The organism is Methylobacterium variabile (assembly GCF_001043975.1).
GTDB classification, from domain to species: Bacteria; Pseudomonadota; Alphaproteobacteria; order Rhizobiales; family Beijerinckiaceae; genus Methylobacterium; species Methylobacterium variabile.
Genome location: NZ_LABY01000245.1, coordinates 1 through 19,476, shown reverse-complemented (window position 1 = coordinate 19,476; position 19,476 = coordinate 1). Strand labels below are relative to the sequence as shown.

Here is a 19,476-nt window from a genome sequence, read left to right as displayed (position 1 = left end):
TCCTGAATGAAGCGCGAGCAGTAATTCTGTCGAGGAAACCTAATAAGAATTCATGATTGTTTCTGATCTATTAGCGCAGACAGGCCGGTCAGCGAGCGCGGCTCGAAAATATCTTATGGATTATTAGTAGAAAATGGTGCCCGGGGACGGAGTCGAACCGCCGACACTGCGATTTTCAGTCGCATGCTCTACCAACTGAGCTACCCGGGCGCACCGGCCGCGCGAGGCGGCGGTCAAGGCCGTGAATTGCATCCCGGGTCCATCGAGAACCGGAACGGCACCACTTGCATCACGAGAGGAGAAGTGGTGCCCAGGGACGGAGTCGAACCGCCGACACTGCGATTTTCAGTCGCATGCTCTACCAACTGAGCTACCTGGGCCCGCCAGGCTGCGCGGGGCAGCGGCGTTGAGCGGCGGTATAGAGACGGCCGGAGCGCCTGTCCAGCCGTCTCGTGCGGGCGCGCGGGCGATTGTTTGCCGGCGCCGGCTTACGCCCCGGCGGCGCGGCGTCGGCGCGGGGCGCGGGCCGGGCTCGCCGGGTTGCGGGGGGGGCGGGCCTTCTTCGCCGGGGCCTCGCGGGCGGGTGGTGACTTCCCCGCCTTGCCGTCGCCGCCCGCATGGGCGTCGAGGAAGGCGCGGCAGGCGTTGAAGTCGGTCTCGATCCCGGGCGGCAATGCCTCCATTCGCTTCTCGCGGGCGAGGGAGGCGGCGAAGCGCAGCATCGCCGGGGTCGGCGGGCGGGTCGCGCCGTCGGCGGCCGGGGCGGCCTTCGGTCCCGCATGGGTGTTGAGGAAGAGCCGGCAGGCGCCGGCCTCGCGGGTCGCCTCCGGGGGGAGGGGGATGCCCTTGCGGGCGGCCAAGGACTTCGCGAACGACACCATCGCGGCGGTCGGCGCCCGGCCCCCGCCGCGAGACGGCGCCTCGCCCTCGACCGCCAGCCGCTCGGCGCCCGAGACCGCGCCGATCAGCGCCTCGACCCGCTCGCGGGTACGCTGCCGGAAGGCGTCGGCCCGGCGCAGGGCCTCGGCCCGGGTCGTGGCCCGGCCGATCTCGGCGAGCTCCGATTCGAACACCGCCCGCCCGACCGGGTCGCCATAGGCCGGAAACACCCGCCGCACCGCCGCCACGAAGGCGAGGCCGACCTCGGTCACGGTGATCGCCGGATCCTTGCCCTTGAGCAGCGTGACGTAGTGGCTCTTCATCAGCTTCGGCAGCACCGCGTCGCGGGTCGCGGCGGTGCCGAGGCCCTTGGGCTCGGTCGGGTTGGCGGGGTTCTCGAGCGCCCGCTTCAGGGCCGGGTCCTCGACCTGGTCGATCAGCCGGCCCATCACCACCGGCAATTCGCCCCGCGTGATGCGCCGGGGCGGCTCGGTGCGGGCGGTCTCGATCGTCGGCTCGCCGCCGGTGCCGCCCTCGCCGTCGCGCACCGGCGGCAGGCGCCCGGTGGTCGGCTCGTCGTCGGCCTTCGCCTTGCCGGGCACCACCTCGTCCTCGTCGGCCTCGGTGCCGTAGAGGGCGCGCCAGCCCGGCACCCGCACGACGCTGCCGGTGATCGAGAAGCGCTTCGCGCCGAGCGGCGTCCCGACCTCGGCCGTGACGGTGGTGCGGGCATCGATCCCGTCGGGCAGGTGGGCGGCGAGGAAGCTTTTCGCGATGAGCAGCCAGAGCCGGCGCGCCTCGGGCGACGCGTCGCCCGGCCCCGGCACCTTGCGCAGGGGCACGATGGCGTGGTGCTCGCCCGGATCCTTGACGTAGTGGCCCTTCGGCCCGCGGCGGATCTGCGGCGCCGCCGGGGCGTGGGCGGCGAGGTCCTTGTCGGCCGTCGCGATCGCCGCGCTCACCGCCGCGGCGTCCTTTCCCTGCGATTCGGGCAGGTGCACGGACTCGGTGCGGGGGTAGCTGAGGAAGCCCTTGTCGTAGAGGTCCTGGGCGTGGCGCGCCGTCGCCTGCGGGTCCCAGCCGAAGCGCTTGGCGCAGGCCCGGGCGAGGGTGTCCTTGGAGAAGAGCTTCGGCGGCGCCCGGCGCACGTCCTTCTGCACCACCGCGAGCGGGCCGGCCCAGCCCTCCGCCGCGTCGCGGATCGCCTCGGCGTCCTTGATGTCGAAGATCTTCTCCTTCGGCGCGTGCCACAGCGTCAGGCTCGCGCCGCTCTCCGTCGTCACCGGCAGGGCGATCTTGTAGAAGTCCCGCGGGACGAAGGTGCGGATGCGCTCCTCAAGGTCGGCGAGAATGGCGAGCGTCGGCGTCTGCACGCCGCCGAAGCGCCAGGGCTCGCGGAAGGCCGGCGGGCGCAGCCGCAGCGACACCGCCCGGGTGCCGTTGAGGCCGAGATGCCAGTCCTCGTACTGGCGGCACAGCGCCTCGAGATAGGCGGCGTAGTCGCGCTCGCCGGAATCGCTCTCCTGCGCCAGCAGCCCGAAGGCGCGGCGAATCGAGATCTCGTCGAGGGCGCCGAGGCGCAGGCGGTCGACCCGCCCGCGCCAGCCGAGATGCTCCAGCACCTCCCAGGCGATCATCGAGCCCTCGCGCCCCGGATCGGTGGCGATGATCACCCGCTCGACCCCCTGCAGGGCCTGGCGGATCGCCGCGAGCTTCGGGGCGTGCGACTGGCCCGAGCGCCCGTGCCCGGGGCCGACCGGCAGCCGGTCGAGGGCGATCGGCAGCGCGTCGAAGCGCCAGGGCTTCCAGTCCGGACGGATCTCCCCGGGCTCGGCGGCCTCGAGCAGGTGGCCCTCGGCGGCGACGCAGACCGTGCTCGGCGAGCGGAAGAACCGCTGCACCTGGCGCATCGCCGAAGGCTTCTCGAAGAAGAACAGCGTCTTGCCGGAGGACGCCTTGCCGGAGGATGTGCCGGGGGAGGGGGCCTGCGCCATGGCCGCGGGACGCTCCTGGGGCGGGGTGGCCCGAACGAAGCATGAACATAGGCGAGGCCGGCGGGCGGGTCAATCGCCGGCACGGCCCCTTGCCCGGACCGGCTTGAGTGTGGAGGCGCACGATCCGTACGGCGTCGCCATTGCGCCGCTCGCGGAAGCTGGCATGCTGTGACTTGGGAGAACTAGGAAGAGACTACATCACATGCGCCCCTTCGTTCGTTCAAGACTGGTGATGGTCGCAGGATTGCTGTCTTGTCTGGCGGGTGCCGCCGGGCCCGCGGCCGCGCAGGACCTGCCGTTCGGCCTCGGGGTCGTGCCGGACGCCGCGATGCCACGCGATGCCCTGGTGTTCCACGGCAATTACTGCGGGCCCGGCAGCCGCGGTGCCGGCCTGCGCCCGATCGATGCCCTCGACGCGGCGTGCATGCGCCACGACGCCTGCACGCCGCCGCGCGGCCAGGGCCTGCCGACCTGCTCCTGCCACGCCCGGCTCCAGCGCGAGGCGGAGGCGGTGGCGCGCAATCCCCGCCACCCCGACGACCTGCGCAGCCTCGCCGGCCTCGTCTCCGCTGGCGCCACGCAGCTGCCCTGCCGCTGAAGATTGCTCCGCCGGCCGCGGACGGCCGGTGCCGAGCCCGCCGCCGATCCGGCACCAAAATCGCCGCGGCCTCGTCATCCTCTCGCCCGATCGCGCTGCGACCGGGCGGTGCGCGCGCCGCCACCTCCTCGCCGCGGTCACCTGCACTCGCCTCCGGCGCTGCCCCGTGCCGGGGGCGATGCCGTTCGGGCGCAGGCGCGGGCGGGGCGCGCGGGGCCGGTCCTTCCTGAGCACGGCCACACAAACGCCGCTTGCGCCCTCGCCATTGCTCACATAAAGATATCTTTATGTTTCGCATCGGAGGCGAGGAGCCCGCCGGAATGACCGCCACCGTCCCCTTCGCTGACGCCTTGAGCGTGCTGCGCGCCGCAGCGGAGGAGACGCGCCTGCGCATCCTGGTGCTGCTCGGCGAGGGCGAATTGTCGGTCTCCGACCTGACCGACATCCTGGGCCAGTCTCAGCCGCGGATCTCCCGCCACCTCAAGCTCCTGGTCGAGGCCGGGCTGGTGGTGCGCCACCGTGAGGGGGCCTGGGCCTTCTTCCGCCTGCGCGAGGGCGTGGCGGGGCTGGTGGCGCCGCTCATCGCCGCGGTCGACGCCGCGGAGCCGCCCCTGTCGGAGGACCGGGCCCGGCTTCAGGCGGTGCGGGCGCAGCGGGCGGACGCCGCCCAGAGCTTCTTCGCCCGGCTCGCGCCGCAATGGGACCGGGTGCGCTCGCTCCACGTGCCGGAGGCCACCGTCGAGGCGGCGGTGCTCGACGTGCTGGGGCAGGGCCCGGTCGGCAGCCTGCTCGACCTCGGCACCGGCACCGGGCGGATGCTCGGTCTGCTGGCGCCGCGCGCCTCGCGGGCGACGGGCCTCGACGCCAACCACGCCATGCTGTCGGTCGCCCGGGCCAACCTCGAGCGCCAGGGCCTGACCCGCATCGACCTGCGCCAGGGCGACATCCACGCCCCGCCCTTCGGCCGGGCGAGCTTCGACCTCGTGCTGATCCACCAGGTGCTGCACTACCTCGACGACCCGGCCCGGGCCCTGCGCGAGGCCGCCCGCCTCGTCGCCCCGGGCGGTCGCCTCCTTGTGGTCGATTTCGCCCCCCACAGCCTGGAATTCCTGCGCGAGGACGAGGCGCATCGCCGCCTCGGCTTCGCCCCCGAGCAGGTCGCGGGCTGGCTCTCCGAGGCCGGCCTCACGGACGTGCGGCTGCGTCACCTCGCCCCGACCGGGGGCGCGGAGCACCAGCTCACCGTCACGCTCTGGCTCGCCCATCACGCGCAGGCCGGTGCCGGCCTGCCCGACCGCGCCGTCGCCTGATCCGTCCTTCCTTCCGCCGAGGCCGCCGATGATCACCACCGCCTTCCGTCCGAGCCGCGAGAGCCGCCGCCCGATCCGGGTCTCGTTCGAGTTCTTCCCGCCCAAGTCCGCGGAGATGGAGGCGACCCTGTGGTCGTCGATCGAGCGCCTCGCCCCGCTCGGCCCCAGCTTCGTCTCGGTGACCTACGGCGCCGGCGGCTCGACCCGCGAGCGCACCCACAACACCGTGGCGCGCCTGGTGCGCGAGACCGACCTGAAGCCCGCCGCCCATCTCACCTGCGTGGCGGCCACAAAGGGCGAAGTCGACGACGTCGTGCGCGCCTACCACGAGGCCGGCGTGCGCCACATCGTGGCCCTTCGCGGCGACCCGGTGGAGGGCGTGGGCAGCGCCTACACGGCGCATCCGGGCGGCTACGAACGCTCCTGCGACCTCGTCGCCGGCATCAAGCGCGTCGGCGACTTCGAGGTCTCGGTCTCGGCCTACCCCGAGCGCCACCCGGAGGCCGGCTCCCTCGACCAGGATCTCGACGCGCTCAAGGCCAAGGTCGATTGCGGCGCCGACCGCGCCATCACCCAGTTCTTCTTCGACAACGACCTGTTTTTCCGCTACCTCGACCGGGTGCAGTCGCGGGGGATCAATATTCCGATCATCCCCGGCATCCTGCCGGTGCAGAACTTCAAGCAGGCCGCGAACTTCGCCCGCCGCACCGGCGCCTCGGTGCCGGACTGGCTCGCCGCCCGCTTCGAGGGCCTGGAGGACGACGTCGCCACCCGCAAGCTGGTCGCCGCAGCGGTCGCCGCCGAGCAGGTGCTCGACCTCGTCGATCGCGGCATCACCGACTTCCACTTCTACACCATGAACCGCGCCGACCTCGTCTACGCGATCTGCCACCTGCTGGGCTTGCGCGCGGCGCCGGCGGTGACGGAGAAGGCGGCGGCCTGACCATCTCGCCGAAGGAGCGCTCGTCGTGGCCGAACCGCAGGACATGATCGTTCCGCTTCTCTGGGAAATGCGCGCAGACATCGCCGCGTCCCGGGACGACGCCCGAGCCGGGTTCGGGGCAATCAACGCCCGTCTCGACAAGCTCGGGCGGCGCTTCGACACCCGGCGCTGAGGCCAGGAAACGGCCTCATCCTCACCGTCACCAACAGTCCGGGCCGCCCCACGCGGCCCGGCTTGATTCCGCATCGACCGCACTGACCGACACTCGCTGGAACCCCACCCCGATGACCGACCTCCGCCCCGCCGACGGTGCCGAAATCCTGTCCGCCCTGCGCCGGCGCGCGGCGGAGAAAATCCTCGTCCTCGACGGGGCGATGGGCACGGTGATCCAGCGCCTCGGCCTGACCGAGGCCGACTTCCGCAGCGAGCGGTTCCGCGATCACGCCCACGACCAGAAGGGCAACAACGACCTCCTGATCCTGACGCAGCCCGACGCGATCCGGCAGATCCACCTCGACTACTTCCTCGCCGGCGCCGACGTCGTCGAGACCAACACCTTCTCGGGCACCACGATCGCCCAGGCCGATTACGGCATGGAGCCGATCATCCACGAGCTGAACGCGCAAGGCGCGCGGCTCGCCCGCGAGGCGGCCATATTGGCGGAGAAGCAGGACGGGCGCCGCCGCTTCGTCGCCGGCGCCATCGGCCCGACGAACCGCACCCTGTCGATCTCGCCCGACGTCAACAACCCCGGCTACCGCGCCGTGACCTTCGACCAGGTCCGCGACGCTTACGCCGAGCAGGTGCGCGGGCTGATCGCCGGCGGCGCCGAGCTGATCCTGATCGAGACGATCTTCGACACGCTGAACGCCAAGGCGGCGGTGGCCGCGTCCTGGCAGGTGTTCGAGGAGACCGGCACCCGCCTGCCGATCATGATCTCGGGCACCATCACGGATCTCTCGGGCCGCACCCTGTCGGGCCAGACCCCCACCGCCTTCTGGCATTCCTTACGGCACGCTGATCCGCTGACCTTCGGGCTCAACTGCGCGCTTGGCGCGCGCGAGATGCGCGCCCATATCGACGAGCTGTCGCGCACCTGCGACACGCTGGTCTGCGCCTACCCGAATGCCGGCCTGCCGAACGAGTTCGGCCTCTACGACGAGAGCCCGGAGGCGATGGCCAAGCTCGTCGGCGAGTTCGCCGAGAGCGGCCTCGTCAACATGGTCGGCGGCTGCTGCGGCACCACGCCGGACCACATCCGGGCGATCGCAGGCGCCGTCGCCGGCAAGGCGCCGCGCCGGGTGCCGAGCGTGAAGCCGCTGATGCGGCTGTCGGGCCTCGAGCCGTTCACGCTGACGCCCGAGATCCCGTTCGTGAACGTCGGCGAGCGCACCAACGTCACCGGCTCGGCGCGCTTCCGCAAGCTCATCACCAACGGCGACTACGCCGCCGCCCTCGACGTCGCCCGCGACCAGGTCGCGGCCGGCGCCCAGGTCATCGACGTCAACATGGACGAGGGCCTGCTCGACTCCGAGAAGGCGATGGTCGAGTTCCTCAACCTCGTCGCCGCCGAGCCCGACATCGCCCGGGTGCCGGTGATGATCGACTCGTCGAAGTTCCCGGTCATCGAGGCCGGCCTGAAATGCGTGCAGGGCAAGCCGATCGTGAACTCGATCTCCCTCAAGGAGGGAGAGGAGAAGTTCATCCACGAGGCGAAGATCTGCCGCGCCTACGGCGCCGCCGTGGTGGTGATGGCCTTCGACGAGCAGGGCCAGGCCGATTCGCTCGAGCGCAAGGTCGCGATCTGCACCCGCGCCTACAAGGTGTTGACGGAGAAGGTCGGCTTCCCGCCGGAGGACATCATCTTCGATCCCAACGTCTTCGCGGTGGCGACGGGCATCGAGGAGCATAACGGCTACGGCGTCGCCTTCATCGAGGCGGCCCGGATCATCCGCGAGACCCTGCCCCACGCCCACATCTCGGGCGGCATCTCGAACCTGTCCTTCGCCTTCCGCGGCAACGAGCCGGTGCGCGAGGCGATGCACGCGGTGTTCCTGTACCACGCGATCAAGGTCGGCATGGACATGGGCATCGTGAACGCGGGCCAGCTCGCGGTCTACGACGAGCTGCCGGCGGAGCTGCGCGAGCTGTGCGAGGACGTGGTCCTCAACCGCCGCCAGGACGCCACCGAGCGCCTGCTCGACGCCGCCGCCCGCTTCAAGGATGGCGGCCAGGCGAAGGACAAGACCGCCGACCTCGCCTGGCGCGAGGCCCCGGTCGAGAAGCGCCTGGAGCACGCGCTGGTCAACGGCATCACCGAGTACATCGAGGCCGATACCGAGGAGGCCCGCGCCAAGGCCGAGCGCCCGCTCCACGTCATCGAGGGCCCGCTGATGGCCGGCATGAACGTGGTCGGCGACCTGTTCGGGGCGGGCAAGATGTTCCTGCCGCAGGTGGTGAAGTCCGCCCGCGTGATGAAGCAGGCGGTCGCCTACCTGATGCCGTTCATGGAGGCGGAAAAGGCCGCCAACGGCGGCGCCGGCGGGCGTCAGTCGGCCGGCAAGGTGCTGATGGCGACCGTGAAGGGCGACGTCCACGACATCGGCAAGAACATCGTCGGCGTCGTGCTCGCCTGCAACAACTACGAGATCATCGACCTCGGCGTGATGGTGCCGGCGGCGAAGATCCTGGATACCGCGCGGCGTGAGAACGTCGACATCGTCGGCCTCTCCGGCCTCATCACGCCGTCCCTCGACGAGATGGTCCACGTCGCGGCCGAGATGGAGCGCGAGGGCTTCGACGTGCCGCTCCTCATCGGCGGGGCGACGACGAGCCGGGTCCACACCGCGGTGAAGATCCACCCGGCCTACGCCAAGGGCCAGGCGGTCTACGTGACCGACGCGAGCCGCGCCGTCGGCGTGGTCTCGAACCTGCTCTCGCCCGACACCAAGGTGCAGACGATCGAATCGGTGCGGGCCGAGTACAAGCGCGTCGCCGATGCCCATGCCCGCTCGGAGGCCGACAAGCAGCGCCTGCCGCTCAGCAAAGCCCGCGCCAACGCCTTCAAGGCCGACTGGTCGGCCTACAAGCCGGTCAAGCCGACCTTCACCGGCACCCGCGTCTTCCGCAGCTACGACGTGGCGGAACTCGTCCCCTACATCGACTGGACGCCGTTCCTGCAGACCTACGAGTTCAAGGGCCGCTTTCCGGCTATCCTTGACGACCCCGAGCAGGGGCCGGCCGCCCGCGCCCTGTTCGAGGACGCGCAAGCCATGCTGCGCCAGATCGTCGAGGAGCGCTGGTTCAACCCGAAGGCGGTGATCGGCTTCTGGCCGGCCAACGCCGTCGGCGACGACATCCGGCTGTTCACCGGCGAGAGCCGGACCGACACGCTCGCCACCTTCCACGGCTTGCGCCAGCAGCTCTCGAAGCGCGACGGGCGTCCGAACACCTGCCTGTCGGACTTCGTGGCTCCGACCGAGAGCGGGCTCCCCGACTATGTCGGCGGCTTCGTGGTCACGGCGGGCCTGGAGGAGGTGCGGATCGCCGAGCGCTTCGAGCGCCAGAACGACGATTACCGCTCGATCCTGGTCAAGGCGCTCGCCGACCGCATCGCCGAGGCCTTCGCCGAGCGCATGCACGAGCGGGTGCGCCGGGAGTTCTGGGCCTACGCGGCCGACGAGGCCTACACCCCGCAGGACCTCGTCACCGAGCCCTATGCCGGCATCCGCCCGGCCCCGGGCTACCCGGCCCAGCCCGACCACACCGAGAAGACGACCCTGTTCGATCTGCTCCAGGCCGAGCCGCGCATCGGCGTCAAGCTCACCGAGTCCTACGCGATGTGGCCGGGCTCCTCGGTCTCGGGCCTCTACATCGCCCATCCGGACGCGCACTACTTCGGCGTCGCCAAGGTCGAGCGCGACCAGGTCGAGGACTATGCCGCCCGCAAGGGCATGGACGTGGCCGAGGTCGAGCGCTGGCTCGGCCCGATCCTGAACTACGACACGGCGCGGTACCGGGCGGCGGCGGAGTAGGGGGCGGCGAGGCCGCGGCGGTGACCTGCCGCTGCGGCACTCGCTTGCGTCGAGATCCGCCCGGCTCCATCTTGGAGAGGCAATCCGGAGGCGCGCATGGGCGAGATCGCGAAGCTGTTCTGGGCTGATGGCGCCCAGGCCGTGCGCCTGCCGGAAGGGTGGCGCCTCGAAAGCGAAGCGGTGCAGGTGCGCCGCGAGGGCAATGCGGTGATCTTGGAGCCGATGCTGGGGACCTGGGATTGGCTACAAGCGCGCGTGCAGCCGTTGGATGACGATGTTCAGGCTGCTCTCGACGAAGAAGTGCCTGAGCAGGTTCGTTCTGCATCGGATCTGCCGGGGTGAAGTTCCTTCTTGATACCAACGCGGTCTCAGCTCTGCTGCGGAACCACGTTGGCTTTTGGAATCGGTTGCGCCGCGTACAGCCGCAGGATGTCGGGCTGCCTGCAATCGTGGCTCACGTACTCTTCTATGGGGCACATCGCGGGCGGCGCACCGAACATACGCTGACGCAAATCAACGGACTGCCCTTCCCGTCGTGCCGTTTGATGCAGCCGACGCACATCGGGCCGGCGAGATCAGGGCGGCGCTATCCCTCGTGGGAACGCCTATGGCCCCTACGACGTGCTGATCGCCGGACAGGCCAGCCAACGGGGGCTGGCGCTGGTAACCCGCAACCTGAGAGAGTTCCGCCGCGTGCCCGGCCTCGCAGTGGAGGACTGGGAAGCCGCAGACCCCACCCCCTGACCCGGGCTTGACCGCTATGCCTGCCCCGGCTCAAAGCTTGGGTGGGGACGCCGGGCGGATCGGGCGGGAAGGATCGGGGATGCGGACAGGACCAGGGAGGCTTGCCCTCGTCGCCGTGGCGGGCGCCGTCGCGGCGGCGGCCGGCTGCACCGAATTCTCCTACATCTCGAAGACCTATGTCGGGCTGCCGCCCCAGGTGGTCACGATCGGCTGCAACGATCCCTACGAGGTCTACGACCAGCGCCAGCAGCGCAAGGTCCTGATCGTCTCGAACGGCCTGCGCGAGGTCGCCGGCTGCGGCCTGTCCGGCCAGGATCCGGCGCTCACCCGCCGGCGCCGCTTCTCGGAAGCCGCCGAGACCTACCTGCGCGAGACCGCCCGCGAGACCTGTACCATCGTCGGCGAGACGGTGTTCACCGACCTCCAGACCGAGTTCGTCTATTCCTGCGCCGAGGCGATCGAGAAGCCCGGCACCAAGGTGCCGCGCCTGCCGGGCCGGTACTGAGCCGCCACGCCGCCGAACCCGGACCCAGTCGCCGCGTTGGACCGCCGTCGGTGACGCGGACCGGGGCGGGACAACGATCATGCGGAGTTTCGTGCGGCGCGTCTCGGCGGCCCTGCTGGTGCTCGTCCTCGGCCAGTCCGCCTGGGCGGAGGCGCCGCTCGCCCTTCGCTTCGTCGCGCCCGAGCGCTACACCGATGCCGAGAGCCGCCTGGGCTCCGGGCCAACCCTGCGGGCGACCCTCGGCGAGCTGGAGCGGATTTTTCGCGATCTCGCCGGGCGGACGCTCCGGCCCGGGCAGAGCCTGGCGATCGACGTGCTCGACGTCGACCTCGCCGGCATCGAGCTTCCGGGTGCCGGCACCACGGTCCCGCGGGTGGTCACCGATGCCGGCCCGCCGCGCTTCCGCCTGCGCTACGCGCTGAGGGAGAACGGGCGGGTGGTGCAGGAGGCGGAGGAGACCGTAACCGACATCAACTTCCTGCTGCGCACCCGGCCGGGCGGGCAGTCGGCCCTGTACTACGAGCGCGAAATCCTGGCCGACTGGTTCCAGGCGCGGATCGCCCGCCGGCAGCCGCCGCGGGGGTGAGCCGCCTCAGCCCTCGCCGGTGACGGGCGGGTGCGGGAAGGTGCGCTCCGCCGCGTCGCCGGCGGCCGCCAGCAGCGCCCGGGCGAAGTGCCGGGCCTCGGCCCGGTCGAGGGCGATCGCCGCGGTGACCGGCGCGCCGTCGAGGTTGGCGAGGTCCAGTTCGAGCCGCACGCCCGCTTCGGTCGGCGTCACCCGCAGGGTCCAGTCGCGATCGCTCATCCGTCCGCATCAGCTCTTGGGGGCGCGAGCCCCGAAACATCGGCCTATAGACCAATTTCCGGACAGGTCGATGGGTTCGGCGCCGTTGACGGCGAGGCCGGTGCCGTGGTCGACCCGCGCCGGGGATCGAACCGAGGGATCGGACCATGAGCGAGATCGTCTTCCGCACCGGCGAGGCTACGGTGCTGGCGGCCGAGGGCCAGTACACCGACGCGATGCCCGAGGTGCTGATCGGCTCGGTGCGCGGTCCGGTCGGCCAAGCCTTCGCCGCGATGATGGGGCAGGTGCAGGGCCATACCCGGATGTTCGTGGTGCGCGACATCAACCAGCTGGTGCGCCCGGCCACGATGATGACCACCAAGGCGACGATCCACACCGCGGAGTACGTCGAGCTCCTCGGCGGCGTGGTCCAGGCCGCGACCGGCGATGCCATCGTCGACTGCATCATCGAAGGCATCCTGCCCCGCGACGGGCTCGACGAACTCTGCATGATCATCATGATCTGGCTCGACCCGCGCTGCGCCGAGGACCCGAACCTCGACCGCAAGGACCTCTACCGCACCAACTACGAGGCGACGAAGCTCGCCATCGCCCGGGCGCTGAAGGGCGAGCCGACGGTGGACGAGCTGATCGCCAACCGTCGGACCGTGCGCCACTACGCCCTCGAGGGAGTCCTCGACGACGAGATCTAACAGACTCGCCCCGGCGAGGTTCTGCGCAGTTGACCGCAGCTTGACCGCGCCGCAATGTGCGCCGCCCGCCACAAGCGACTCCCTCCCGCGGGCCGTCCAACCCGACTGGGGCTAAACGATGCGTCCACTCCGCGCCGCGTTGATCCTGTCCGCCTGCGCCGCGCTGTCCGGCCCGGGCCTCGCGCAGCAGCCGCCGCAGCAAGCGCCGGCGGGCCAGGCGGGCCAGCGTGCCGCTCCGTCCCAGCCCGGCATCACGGTCTGGGACGCCCGGATCGAGGGCGGCGACCTGCACGTCTCCGGCAGCGTCGGCAAGGCGGGCGTGGTGATCACCCTCGACGAGGACATCCCGGTCACCGCCGACAGGCGCGGGCGCTTCGTCTTCCGGGTGCCCTACGTGCCGCAGAACTGCGTCGCGACCCTGAAGGCGGGAGAGCTGTCGCGCGAGATCGCGGTGGCGAATTGCGGCGCCACCGGCGCGCCCGGGCCGAAGGGCGAGCCGGGACCGACCGGGCCGCAGGGCATGGCGGGCCTCGCCGGACCGCCCGGCCCGAAGGGTGACGCAGGGCCTAAGGGTGATGCGGGCCCCAAGGGCGACGCCGGTCCCAAGGGAGAGCCGGGGCCGAAGGGGGAGGCCGGGCCCAAGGGTGGGCCGGGTGCCCCCGGTCCCCGCGGCGAGGCGGGGCCGAAGGGTGAGCCGGGCCCGGCGGGGCCGCAGGGCCCGGCCGGATCGTCGGGCGCGGCCGCGGCGGCGACGGCGGCCCTGCCGTTCCGGATGCTGCGCACCGACGGTTGCGCCAGGCCGCATTGCGAGCTCGTCTGCGACGAGGGCGAGACCTTCGTGTCGGCCTATTGCCTGCGCGGCGGCAACCCGAACTTCACCCGCCGGGAGAGCGGCGAGGCGGTGGCGATGTGCCCGCCCGACAGCTCCGGCATGGTCGGGTTCTGCGCCAAGCTCTGAGCCCCGTCAGCGCTCCGCCAGCCAGTCCAGCAGGCCGGCCGCCGCGGCCCGGCCGCTGGCGAAGCTCGCCTGGAGCAGGTAGCCGCCGGTCGGCGCCTCCCAGTCGAGCATCTCGCCGGCCAGGAAGGTCCCGGGGCGCTGCCGCAGCATGAAGCGCGCGTCGAGCTCCGCGAAGGTGACGCCGCCGGCGCTGGAGATCGCCCGCTCGATCGGCCGCAGGCCGGTCAGCCGCAGCGGCACCGCCTTGATCAGCGCCGCCAGTGCCGGGGCCTCCGCCGGCAGGTCGCGCCCGGCCGCCTCCCGCAGCAGGCCGGCCGCCGCGGGGCTCAGGCCCGCGGCCTTGCGCAGCACCGTGGCGCGCGACTCCTTCGGCCGCGCCCCCGCGAGGCGGCGCGCGAGGGCGTCCTCGTCGAGGTCCGGGCGCAGGTCGAGGCTCGGCACGGCCTCCCCCCGGGCTGCGATCGCCTCGCGGATCGGCCGGGACAGGGCGTAGATCGCGCCGCCCTCGATCCCGTCGCGGGTGATCACCGCCTCGCCCCGCACCCGCTCGGGCCCGAGGCGAAGGGCGATGCGCTTGAGCGGCGCGCCGGCGAAGCGCTCGGCGAAGACGGGCGACCACGGCGCGGTGAAGCCGGCATTCGCCGGCCGCAAGGGGTGCACCGCAACGCCCGCCGCTTCCAGCACCGGCACCCAGGCGCCGTCGGAGCCGAGCCGCGGCCAGCTCGCCCCGCCCAAAGCCAGCACTGTCGCGTCCGCCCGCAGGGTCTCCGGCCCCGCCTCGCCCGCGAGGGTCAGCGCCCCGTCCGGGCCCCAGCCAGTCCAGCGGGTGCGGGTGCGGAGACGGACTCCGAGGGCCTCGAGCCGGGTGAGCCAGGCCCGCAGCAGCGGCGAGGCCTTGAACGCCTCGGGAAACACCCGCCCGCTCGAGCCGACGAAGGTCGGCTGGCCGAGGGAGGCGCACCAGTCGCGCAGCGCCTGCGGCGGAAAATCCCGGATCGCTGCGTCAAGACGTCGCTCAGCCGGGGCGTAGCGGGCGAGGAAGCGCTCCAATGGCTCGCTGTGGGTGAGGTTGAGGCCGCCGCGACCGGCGATCAGCAGCTTGCGGGCCGGGGAGGGCATCCGCTCGATCACGGTCACCCGCAGGCCCGCCCCTGCCAGGACCTCGGCGGCGGCGAGGCCCGCCGGCCCGCCTCCGACCACCGCCACATGCACCGCCACTCGCGCGCTCGCCTCCGTCATCCCCCGCCAAGGCCGCGACCCTGCCGGCCCTGTCAACCTGCCCCGCGGGCAGCGAGGAAAAATATGGATGTGGCCCCCGGCACAGGTTGCCCTTGATCCGCCGCCGTCCCGGACATAAGTCGGCACCCATCGGCTGCGGGCCCCTCTGGCGAGCTGCGCTCCTCGCGCTCGTGATGTCGGAGCCGATGCTTTCCTCCTCGAAGCATCATGGTCCCGCGATGGTCGATCTTCTCTACACGACGTGGCTCGGCAAGCCGGTCTGGATGTGGCTGGGCTTCCATGCCGTCATCTTCGTCCTGCTCGCCCTCGATCTCGGCTTGTTCCACCGGGACAAGAACCGCGAGATCGGCGTCAAGGAGAGCCTCCTCCTCACCGCCTTCTACCTCACCCTCGGTCTGATCTTCGGCGGCTGGGTCTGGTGGTACATCGGCCCGCAGGCGGGCCAGGAATACCTGGCCGGCCTCGTGGTCGAGAAGTCGCTGTCGATGGACAACGTCTTCGTGATCGCGGTGATCTTCGGCTACCTCGGCATTCCCCGCAACGCGCAGCACCGGGTGCTGCTGTGGGGCATCCTGGCGGCGATCGTGCTGCGCGGCCTGATGATCGGTCTGGGCGCCGCCCTGGTGCACCAGGCCGAGTGGGTGCTGACGATCTTCGCCGCCTTCCTGATCTATGCCGGCGGCAAGATGCTGCTCTCGGGCGACGAAGAGGAGGGGGGCGAGAGCAAGTCCGCCGACCGCTTCACCGCCTTCATGCGCCGGCACATGCGGGTGACCGACCAGCTCGACGGCCAGAAGTTCACCACGCGCCGGCCCGACCCGAAGACCGGCAAGCCGGTGCTCTGGCTCACCCCGCTCGCCCTGGCGCTGGTGCTGGTGAACGGCGCCGACGTGATCTTCGCGGTCGACAGCGTGCCGGCGATCTTCGCCATCACCACCGACACCTATGTCGTCTACACGTCGAACATCTTCGCGATCTTGGGGTTGCGCGCGCTCTACTTCGCCCTCGCCGCGATGGTGGACCGCTTCGCCTATCTCAAGACGGCACTCGCCCTGATCCTGATCTTCATCGGCCTGAAGATCGTGGTCGCCGACACCTTCGGCCTCATCGAGATCGAGCCCTGGGTGGCGCTGGTGGTGACCGTGGTGCTGCTCGCCGGCGGCATCGTCTACAGTCTCTGGCGCACCCGCGGCGCAGCCGAGGTGCCGGCCGCCGTCCCGCCCCAGGCCCAGGCGCAAGCCGACCTGCCGCGCGAGCGGCTCGGCAGCAGCCACGGATGATCCGAAGGGGGCGCGGCGTCGTCGTGCCCCCGTCCGCTCTGGGCTTTTCCCGCGGTTCGCTACGCAGACTTGCGTCGGCGAGCCGACGCTTCGCTCCCCGCGTCTTTCGGTATGTCCCGATCTTCCGGTGTCGAAGCCGGGGGTCATCCTCGCGGCCCGCCGACGGTTGCGGAGGCGAACGACCCGGGTGTCGGCACCGATTTGGCGAGGATGGCGCGACGAGGCGTCCTCGCGCCTACTTCGCCGCACCGGTGACCGTCGCGACGTAATCGGCGACGGCCGCAACCTGTTCGGGGGTCAGATCCTCGAAGGCCGGCATCACGCCGATGCCGTTCGTCACCGCGGTCGCGACCCGGCCGGCATCCGGTTTCAGCGTGTCGAGGGCCGGCCCGATCTCCCCCGTCGTGCCCGCATCCGCGAGCGTGTGGCAGATCCCGCACCGCGGCTCGGACAGCTCGGTGAACACGCGCTTGCCGAGCGCGAGGCGTGCCGGGTCCGCCGATGCGGGAACGGTGGCGAAGGACAGGGGGAGGCCGAGAACGAGATGAGCGAGAACGAGGCGAGGCAGAGCGTTCATCGAGGGCTTTCAGGCCTTGGGCGGACGCCCGCACCGCCGGGATGCGGGCCGAGGGCGGCGGGAGGGCTCAGGCGGTCTCGACCGTGACCGCCGGTCCGCGCCAGCCGTTGTAGCTGTAGCCGCCGCCGTTCGGCGGCGTGTCCTCGGGCTGGACATGGCCGGCCGCGTCGGTCGCCCGGCTCACCAGGACGTGCGTCCCGGCCGGCAGGTCGAGCGCGAGCGCGAATTGCCGCCAGGCGTAGCGGCCGAGGTCGGGACCGACGAACGGCGCATCGGTCCAGCTTCGGCCGCCATCGGTCGACACCTCGACGCGCGCCACCGCATTCATGCCGCCGAAGGCGACGCCCGTGACGACCGTGCGGCCCGCCGGCCCGCCCTCCAGGGGGGCGGTGATCCACGAACGCACCGGCTGCTCCCAGATCGAGGGCTGCGCGGGATCGGCCTTCGCGCCGACGCCGTGCATGCGGTAGCTCGCGGCCTGGATCTTGGCGTCCGTCTCGGCCTCGGTCAGCGCCACGGTCTTCACGTACTTGATGTTGTTCACGCCCGAGTAGCCCGGCACGATCATCCGCAGCGGGCCGCCATGCGCCAGCGGGAGGGGCTCGCCGTTCATCTCCCAGGCCAGGAGCACCGTGTCGAGGGTCGAGATCGGGACCGAGCGCTCGACGATCACGTCCTTCGGCTTGAGCCCGGCGGGCAAGTCCTCGCCACCCGTGCCGGTGACGAACCTCGCTCCGCCCGCCGGACCGCCGAGGGCGTCGACCACGGCCTTGAGCGGCACGCCGCTCCAGATCACGCAGCCGGCCGCCCCGACGGTCCAGGGTGTGCCCGAGATCCTCTGGCCCGGCTGAAGCGCGTCCTGCATGTACTTGCGGCCGTTGCCGGAGCATTGCAGGACGGTCGCAACGCTCGCGAGGCCGATGCGCTTCAGCTCGGCGAGCGTCAGCGTCCTCGGGCTGGCCACCCCCGCGATCTCGACCCGCCACGCGTCCCGGTCGGCGACGATGCCGTCCGGAGGCGGGTTGACGTTGTTCCGGATGAACAGCCGGCCGATGGGCGTGATGACGCCGCTGCCGGTGTGACCGCGCTTCGTCTCCACGGTCTGGTTGGAGTGGACGATGAAGGCGTTCGGGTCCTTCCAGGCGAGGGGGGCGGGCAGCCCCTTGGCGCCGGGCTTGCCGGGATCGGGCTTGGGTGCCTCCGCGGCGGGGGATTGCGCGCGAGCGGAAGAGGCGACGCTCACCGCCCCCGCCGCCGTGCCGGCGAGGAAGTTCCGTCGATGCAGGATCGTCGATTCGGACACGCGAAACATCCTCCCGTTCGGTTCTTTTGGAGAAGATGTTGTCTGTCGCGCGTCGTCGGGCCGTCAAGCTGCCGGTGCAGCTACGGCTTCGCCGCGAGCAGGTCCCGCAACGTCGTGATGGTCGAGGCGTCGGCGACGCCGTCGACCCGGGCCGGCCGGAAGTGGCGCTGGAACGCGGCGACCACCGCCCGGGTGCGGGCATCGAAGGTGCCGCTCACCGGCACGTCGTAGCCGTAGAGGGCGAACATCGATTGCAGCGCCTCGATCGGCTGGCCGGCATCGCCCTCGGAGAAGAAGCGTCCGTCGCGGATCGCCGCCGGCGGCACCCAGTGGCCGATGCCCTGGCGGTGCAGCTCCGGCCACGGGAAGCTCTCGCCGGGATCGATCTTGCGCTCGGGCGCGACGTCGGAATGGCCGAGCACCCGGTCGGCGCGGATTGGCCAGCGCCCCAGGATGTCGCGGCAGAGCGCCGCCACGGCGGCCATCTGCGCCTCCGGGTAGGGCGCCAGAGTCCCGTTCTCCCCGTGGCCCGGGTGTGCGATCTCGATCCCGATCGACCGGGAGTTCACGTCTCGCACGCCTTCCCAGGCCGAGGCGCCGGCGTGCCAGGCGCGTCGCGCCTCCGGCACCAGCTGCACCACCCGGCCCTCCTCGAACACCAGGTAATGCGAGGAGACCTTGGCGACCGGGTTGGCGAGGCGCAGCAGCGCCTCGCCGGCGCTCGCCATGCCGGTGTAGTGCAGGATCAGCACGTCGACCGGGAGGGTCCGGGCGTCATGGTTGGGGGAGGGCACCACCTGGGTGGCGACCGGGCTGTCGGAGGTCAGGCTCATCGGCGGGTCAGGTCAGGTGCCGCTCGGCCGCGATGCGGTCGTAGGCGGCGTTGATGGCAGCGAGGCGCCGGGTCGCGATCGCGACCGCGGCGGGCGGCAGGCCCCGGGCGATCGCCCGGTCGGGATGGTTCTCGGCGACGAGCGCCCGGTAGCGCGCCTTCAGCTCGGAATCGGTGAGGGTGCGGGCGGCGCCCAGCACCTCGTAGGGGTCGTCGGCCAGGCGCACGTGCCGGGCGGTGATGCCCGCGAACCGGGCCTCGTCGAAGCCGAAGATCGTCGCCACCTCGGCGAGGTAGCGCGCCTCGCTCTCGTGCACGGCACCGTCCGCCTTGGCGATGTGGAACAGGCCGTCGAGCACGTCCTCGAGCAGGGCCGGCTCATCGTGAAAAGCCTCGGCGACCTGCCGGGCGTAGCCCTCGAATCCGCTGGTGGTGCGCTTGGCGAGGTCGAACAGCCGCTCGACCCCGGCGCGCTCCTCGTCGGGCACCTGCACGATGTCGGCAAAGGCCGCGACCTCGGAGGGCGTCACCACGCCGTCCGACTTCGCCATCTTGGCGGCGAGCGCGACGAGGCCGGTGGTGAACACCACCTCCCGCGGGGTAGGCCCGAAGAGCGAGCCCTCGCGATCGATCAGGAAGTGGCCCGCCACCGCGCCGACCAGGGCGCCGAGCGGACCCCCGGCGGCGAGCCCGATGCCGGCGCCGCCGAGCTTGCCCCACACGCCCTGGCTCACGCCCGCCTCCGGATCTCGGTCGGGCGGGGGAGGGGCATCGGGTCGGGGG

General features: G+C 71.7%; 18 protein-coding genes, 2 tRNA genes and 1 pseudogene. 12 read left to right on the top strand and 9 right to left on the bottom strand.

What is annotated here, in order from left to right; all coding sequences use genetic code 11:
- Positions 1-134: 134 nt before the first annotated feature.
- The 3 genes from VQ02_RS29030 to VQ02_RS29020 form a co-directional block, all read right to left on the bottom strand.
- A tRNA-Phe gene (locus tag VQ02_RS29030) sits at positions 135-210 on the bottom strand.
- A 94-nt stretch (positions 211-304) separates the two neighbouring features.
- Positions 305-380 (bottom strand) — tRNA-Phe (locus VQ02_RS29025).
- Positions 381-488: 108 nt separating this feature from the next.
- Entirely contained in the window at positions 489-2,873 is a 2,385-nt protein-coding gene (locus VQ02_RS29020; protein WP_209437081.1) for a type IA DNA topoisomerase, read from the bottom strand.
- A gap of 202 nt (positions 2,874-3,075) precedes the next feature.
- On the opposite strand from VQ02_RS29020, the gene VQ02_RS29015 reads away from it, so the two are divergent.
- From VQ02_RS29015 to VQ02_RS28985, 9 genes and pseudogenes are all read left to right on the top strand, one after another.
- Positions 3,076-3,471 (top strand): phospholipase A2 family protein, encoded by a 396-nt coding sequence (locus VQ02_RS29015; RefSeq protein WP_048447724.1) that lies wholly within the window; start codon positions 3,076-3,078, stop codon positions 3,469-3,471.
- Positions 3,472-3,791: 320 nt separating this feature from the next.
- A complete protein-coding gene (locus tag VQ02_RS29010; protein ID WP_048447730.1) occupies positions 3,792-4,781 on the top strand; it encodes an ArsR/SmtB family transcription factor in 990 nt (329 codons plus the stop codon).
- 28 nt (positions 4,782-4,809) lie between these two features.
- Entirely contained in the window at positions 4,810-5,724 is a 915-nt protein-coding gene (gene metF, locus VQ02_RS29005; RefSeq protein WP_048447723.1) for a methylenetetrahydrofolate reductase [NAD(P)H], read from the top strand.
- A gap of 25 nt (positions 5,725-5,749) precedes the next feature.
- Positions 5,750-5,896 carry a hypothetical protein gene (locus VQ02_RS37665; protein WP_157080859.1) on the top strand — a complete coding sequence of 49 codons (147 nt, stop codon included), beginning with the start codon at positions 5,750-5,752 and terminating at the stop codon, positions 5,894-5,896.
- Between the two features lie 112 nt (positions 5,897-6,008).
- Positions 6,009-9,758 carry a methionine synthase gene (metH, locus tag VQ02_RS29000; protein WP_048447722.1) on the top strand — a complete coding sequence of 1,250 codons (3,750 nt, stop codon included), beginning with the start codon at positions 6,009-6,011 and terminating at the stop codon, positions 9,756-9,758.
- Between the two features lie 96 nt (positions 9,759-9,854).
- A complete protein-coding gene (locus tag VQ02_RS28995; RefSeq protein WP_048447721.1) occupies positions 9,855-10,100 on the top strand; it encodes an antitoxin in 246 nt (81 codons plus the stop codon).
- Positions 10,097-10,502 (top strand): annotated as a pseudogene (locus VQ02_RS40120) (PIN domain-containing protein). Before VQ02_RS28995 ends, VQ02_RS40120 begins: the two are co-directional and overlap by 4 nt.
- A 79-nt stretch (positions 10,503-10,581) precedes the next feature.
- Positions 10,582-11,007 (top strand): hypothetical protein, encoded by a 426-nt coding sequence (locus tag VQ02_RS28990; RefSeq protein ID WP_048447720.1) that lies wholly within the window; start codon positions 10,582-10,584, stop codon positions 11,005-11,007.
- Positions 11,008-11,086: 79 nt separating this feature from the next.
- A complete protein-coding gene (locus VQ02_RS28985; RefSeq protein WP_048447719.1) occupies positions 11,087-11,593 on the top strand; it encodes a DUF3016 domain-containing protein in 507 nt (168 codons plus the stop codon).
- Positions 11,594-11,599: 6 nt separating this feature from the next.
- On the opposite strand, the gene VQ02_RS28980 is transcribed toward VQ02_RS28985, so the two are convergent.
- The gene (locus VQ02_RS28980) at positions 11,600-11,812 is read right to left on the bottom strand and encodes a hypothetical protein (RefSeq protein WP_048447718.1); all 213 of its coding nucleotides are present in this window, start codon (positions 11,810-11,812) and stop codon (positions 11,600-11,602) included.
- Positions 11,813-11,958: 146 nt separating this feature from the next.
- On the opposite strand from VQ02_RS28980, the gene VQ02_RS28975 reads away from it, so the two are divergent.
- On the top strand, positions 11,959-12,504 hold the full coding sequence (locus VQ02_RS28975) for a formaldehyde-activating enzyme (protein WP_048447717.1): 546 nt from the start codon (positions 11,959-11,961) through the stop codon (positions 12,502-12,504).
- Between the two features lie 118 nt (positions 12,505-12,622).
- Positions 12,623-13,462, top strand: a complete 840-nt coding sequence (locus tag VQ02_RS28970; protein WP_048447716.1) for a collagen-like protein — start codon at positions 12,623-12,625, stop codon at positions 13,460-13,462.
- Between the two features lie 6 nt (positions 13,463-13,468).
- On the opposite strand, the gene VQ02_RS28965 is transcribed toward VQ02_RS28970, so the two are convergent.
- Entirely contained in the window at positions 13,469-14,701 is a 1,233-nt protein-coding gene (locus VQ02_RS28965) for a TIGR03862 family flavoprotein (protein ID WP_048447715.1), read from the bottom strand.
- 218 nt (positions 14,702-14,919) lie between these two features.
- Here VQ02_RS28965 and VQ02_RS28960 point away from each other — a divergent pair, with 218 nt between their 5' ends.
- Positions 14,920-15,981, top strand: coding sequence for a TerC family protein (locus VQ02_RS28960; RefSeq protein ID WP_048447714.1), 1,062 nt, complete (start codon positions 14,920-14,922; stop codon positions 15,979-15,981).
- 235 nt (positions 15,982-16,216) lie between these two features.
- Here VQ02_RS28960 and sorU read toward each other — a convergent pair whose 3' ends face one another.
- The 4 genes from sorU to VQ02_RS28940 form a co-directional block, all read right to left on the bottom strand.
- Complete coding sequence (gene sorU / locus VQ02_RS28955; protein WP_053080593.1) at positions 16,217-16,558, bottom strand: SorU family sulfite dehydrogenase c-type cytochrome subunit; 342 nt, start codon at positions 16,556-16,558, stop codon at positions 16,217-16,219.
- 67 nt (positions 16,559-16,625) lie between these two features.
- Positions 16,626-17,861, bottom strand: coding sequence for a SorT family sulfite dehydrogenase catalytic subunit (gene sorT / locus VQ02_RS28950; RefSeq protein ID WP_048447713.1), 1,236 nt, complete (start codon positions 17,859-17,861; stop codon positions 16,626-16,628).
- Positions 17,862-17,941: 80 nt separating this feature from the next.
- Positions 17,942-18,694: an N-acetylmuramoyl-L-alanine amidase gene (locus VQ02_RS28945; protein WP_048447712.1), complete on the bottom strand. Its 753-nt coding sequence runs from the start codon at positions 18,692-18,694 to the stop codon at positions 17,942-17,944.
- A gap of 7 nt (positions 18,695-18,701) precedes the next feature.
- Complete coding sequence (locus VQ02_RS28940; RefSeq protein ID WP_048447711.1) at positions 18,702-19,427, bottom strand: J domain-containing protein; 726 nt, start codon at positions 19,425-19,427, stop codon at positions 18,702-18,704.
- Between the last annotated feature and the right edge of the window lie 49 nt (positions 19,428-19,476).

What these genes read in the sequence shown, in the direction of transcription:
- VQ02_RS29020 (WP_209437081.1), bottom strand. Translation starts at nt 2,873, where the DNA reads ATGGCGCAGGCCCCCTCCCCCGGCACATCCTCCGGCAAGGCGTCCTCC.
- VQ02_RS29015 (WP_048447724.1), top strand. Translation starts at nt 3,076, where the DNA reads ATGCGCCCCTTCGTTCGTTCAAGACTGGTGATGGTCGCAGGATTGCTG.
- VQ02_RS29010 (WP_048447730.1), top strand. Translation starts at nt 3,792, where the DNA reads ATGACCGCCACCGTCCCCTTCGCTGACGCCTTGAGCGTGCTGCGCGCC.
- metF (WP_048447723.1), top strand. Translation starts at nt 4,810, where the DNA reads ATGATCACCACCGCCTTCCGTCCGAGCCGCGAGAGCCGCCGCCCGATC.
- metH (WP_048447722.1), top strand. Translation starts at nt 6,009, where the DNA reads ATGACCGACCTCCGCCCCGCCGACGGTGCCGAAATCCTGTCCGCCCTG.
- VQ02_RS28995 (WP_048447721.1), top strand. Translation starts at nt 9,855, where the DNA reads ATGGGCGAGATCGCGAAGCTGTTCTGGGCTGATGGCGCCCAGGCCGTG.
- VQ02_RS28990 (WP_048447720.1), top strand. Translation starts at nt 10,582, where the DNA reads ATGCGGACAGGACCAGGGAGGCTTGCCCTCGTCGCCGTGGCGGGCGCC.
- VQ02_RS28985 (WP_048447719.1), top strand. Translation starts at nt 11,087, where the DNA reads ATGCGGAGTTTCGTGCGGCGCGTCTCGGCGGCCCTGCTGGTGCTCGTC.
- VQ02_RS28980 (WP_048447718.1), bottom strand. Translation starts at nt 11,812, where the DNA reads ATGAGCGATCGCGACTGGACCCTGCGGGTGACGCCGACCGAAGCGGGC.
- VQ02_RS28975 (WP_048447717.1), top strand. Translation starts at nt 11,959, where the DNA reads ATGAGCGAGATCGTCTTCCGCACCGGCGAGGCTACGGTGCTGGCGGCC.
- VQ02_RS28970 (WP_048447716.1), top strand. Translation starts at nt 12,623, where the DNA reads ATGCGTCCACTCCGCGCCGCGTTGATCCTGTCCGCCTGCGCCGCGCTG.
- VQ02_RS28965 (WP_048447715.1), bottom strand. Translation starts at nt 14,701, where the DNA reads ATGACGGAGGCGAGCGCGCGAGTGGCGGTGCATGTGGCGGTGGTCGGA.
- VQ02_RS28960 (WP_048447714.1), top strand. Translation starts at nt 14,920, where the DNA reads ATGGTCGATCTTCTCTACACGACGTGGCTCGGCAAGCCGGTCTGGATG.
- sorU (WP_053080593.1), bottom strand. Translation starts at nt 16,558, where the DNA reads ATGAACGCTCTGCCTCGCCTCGTTCTCGCTCATCTCGTTCTCGGCCTC.
- VQ02_RS28945 (WP_048447712.1), bottom strand. Translation starts at nt 18,694, where the DNA reads ATGAGCCTGACCTCCGACAGCCCGGTCGCCACCCAGGTGGTGCCCTCC.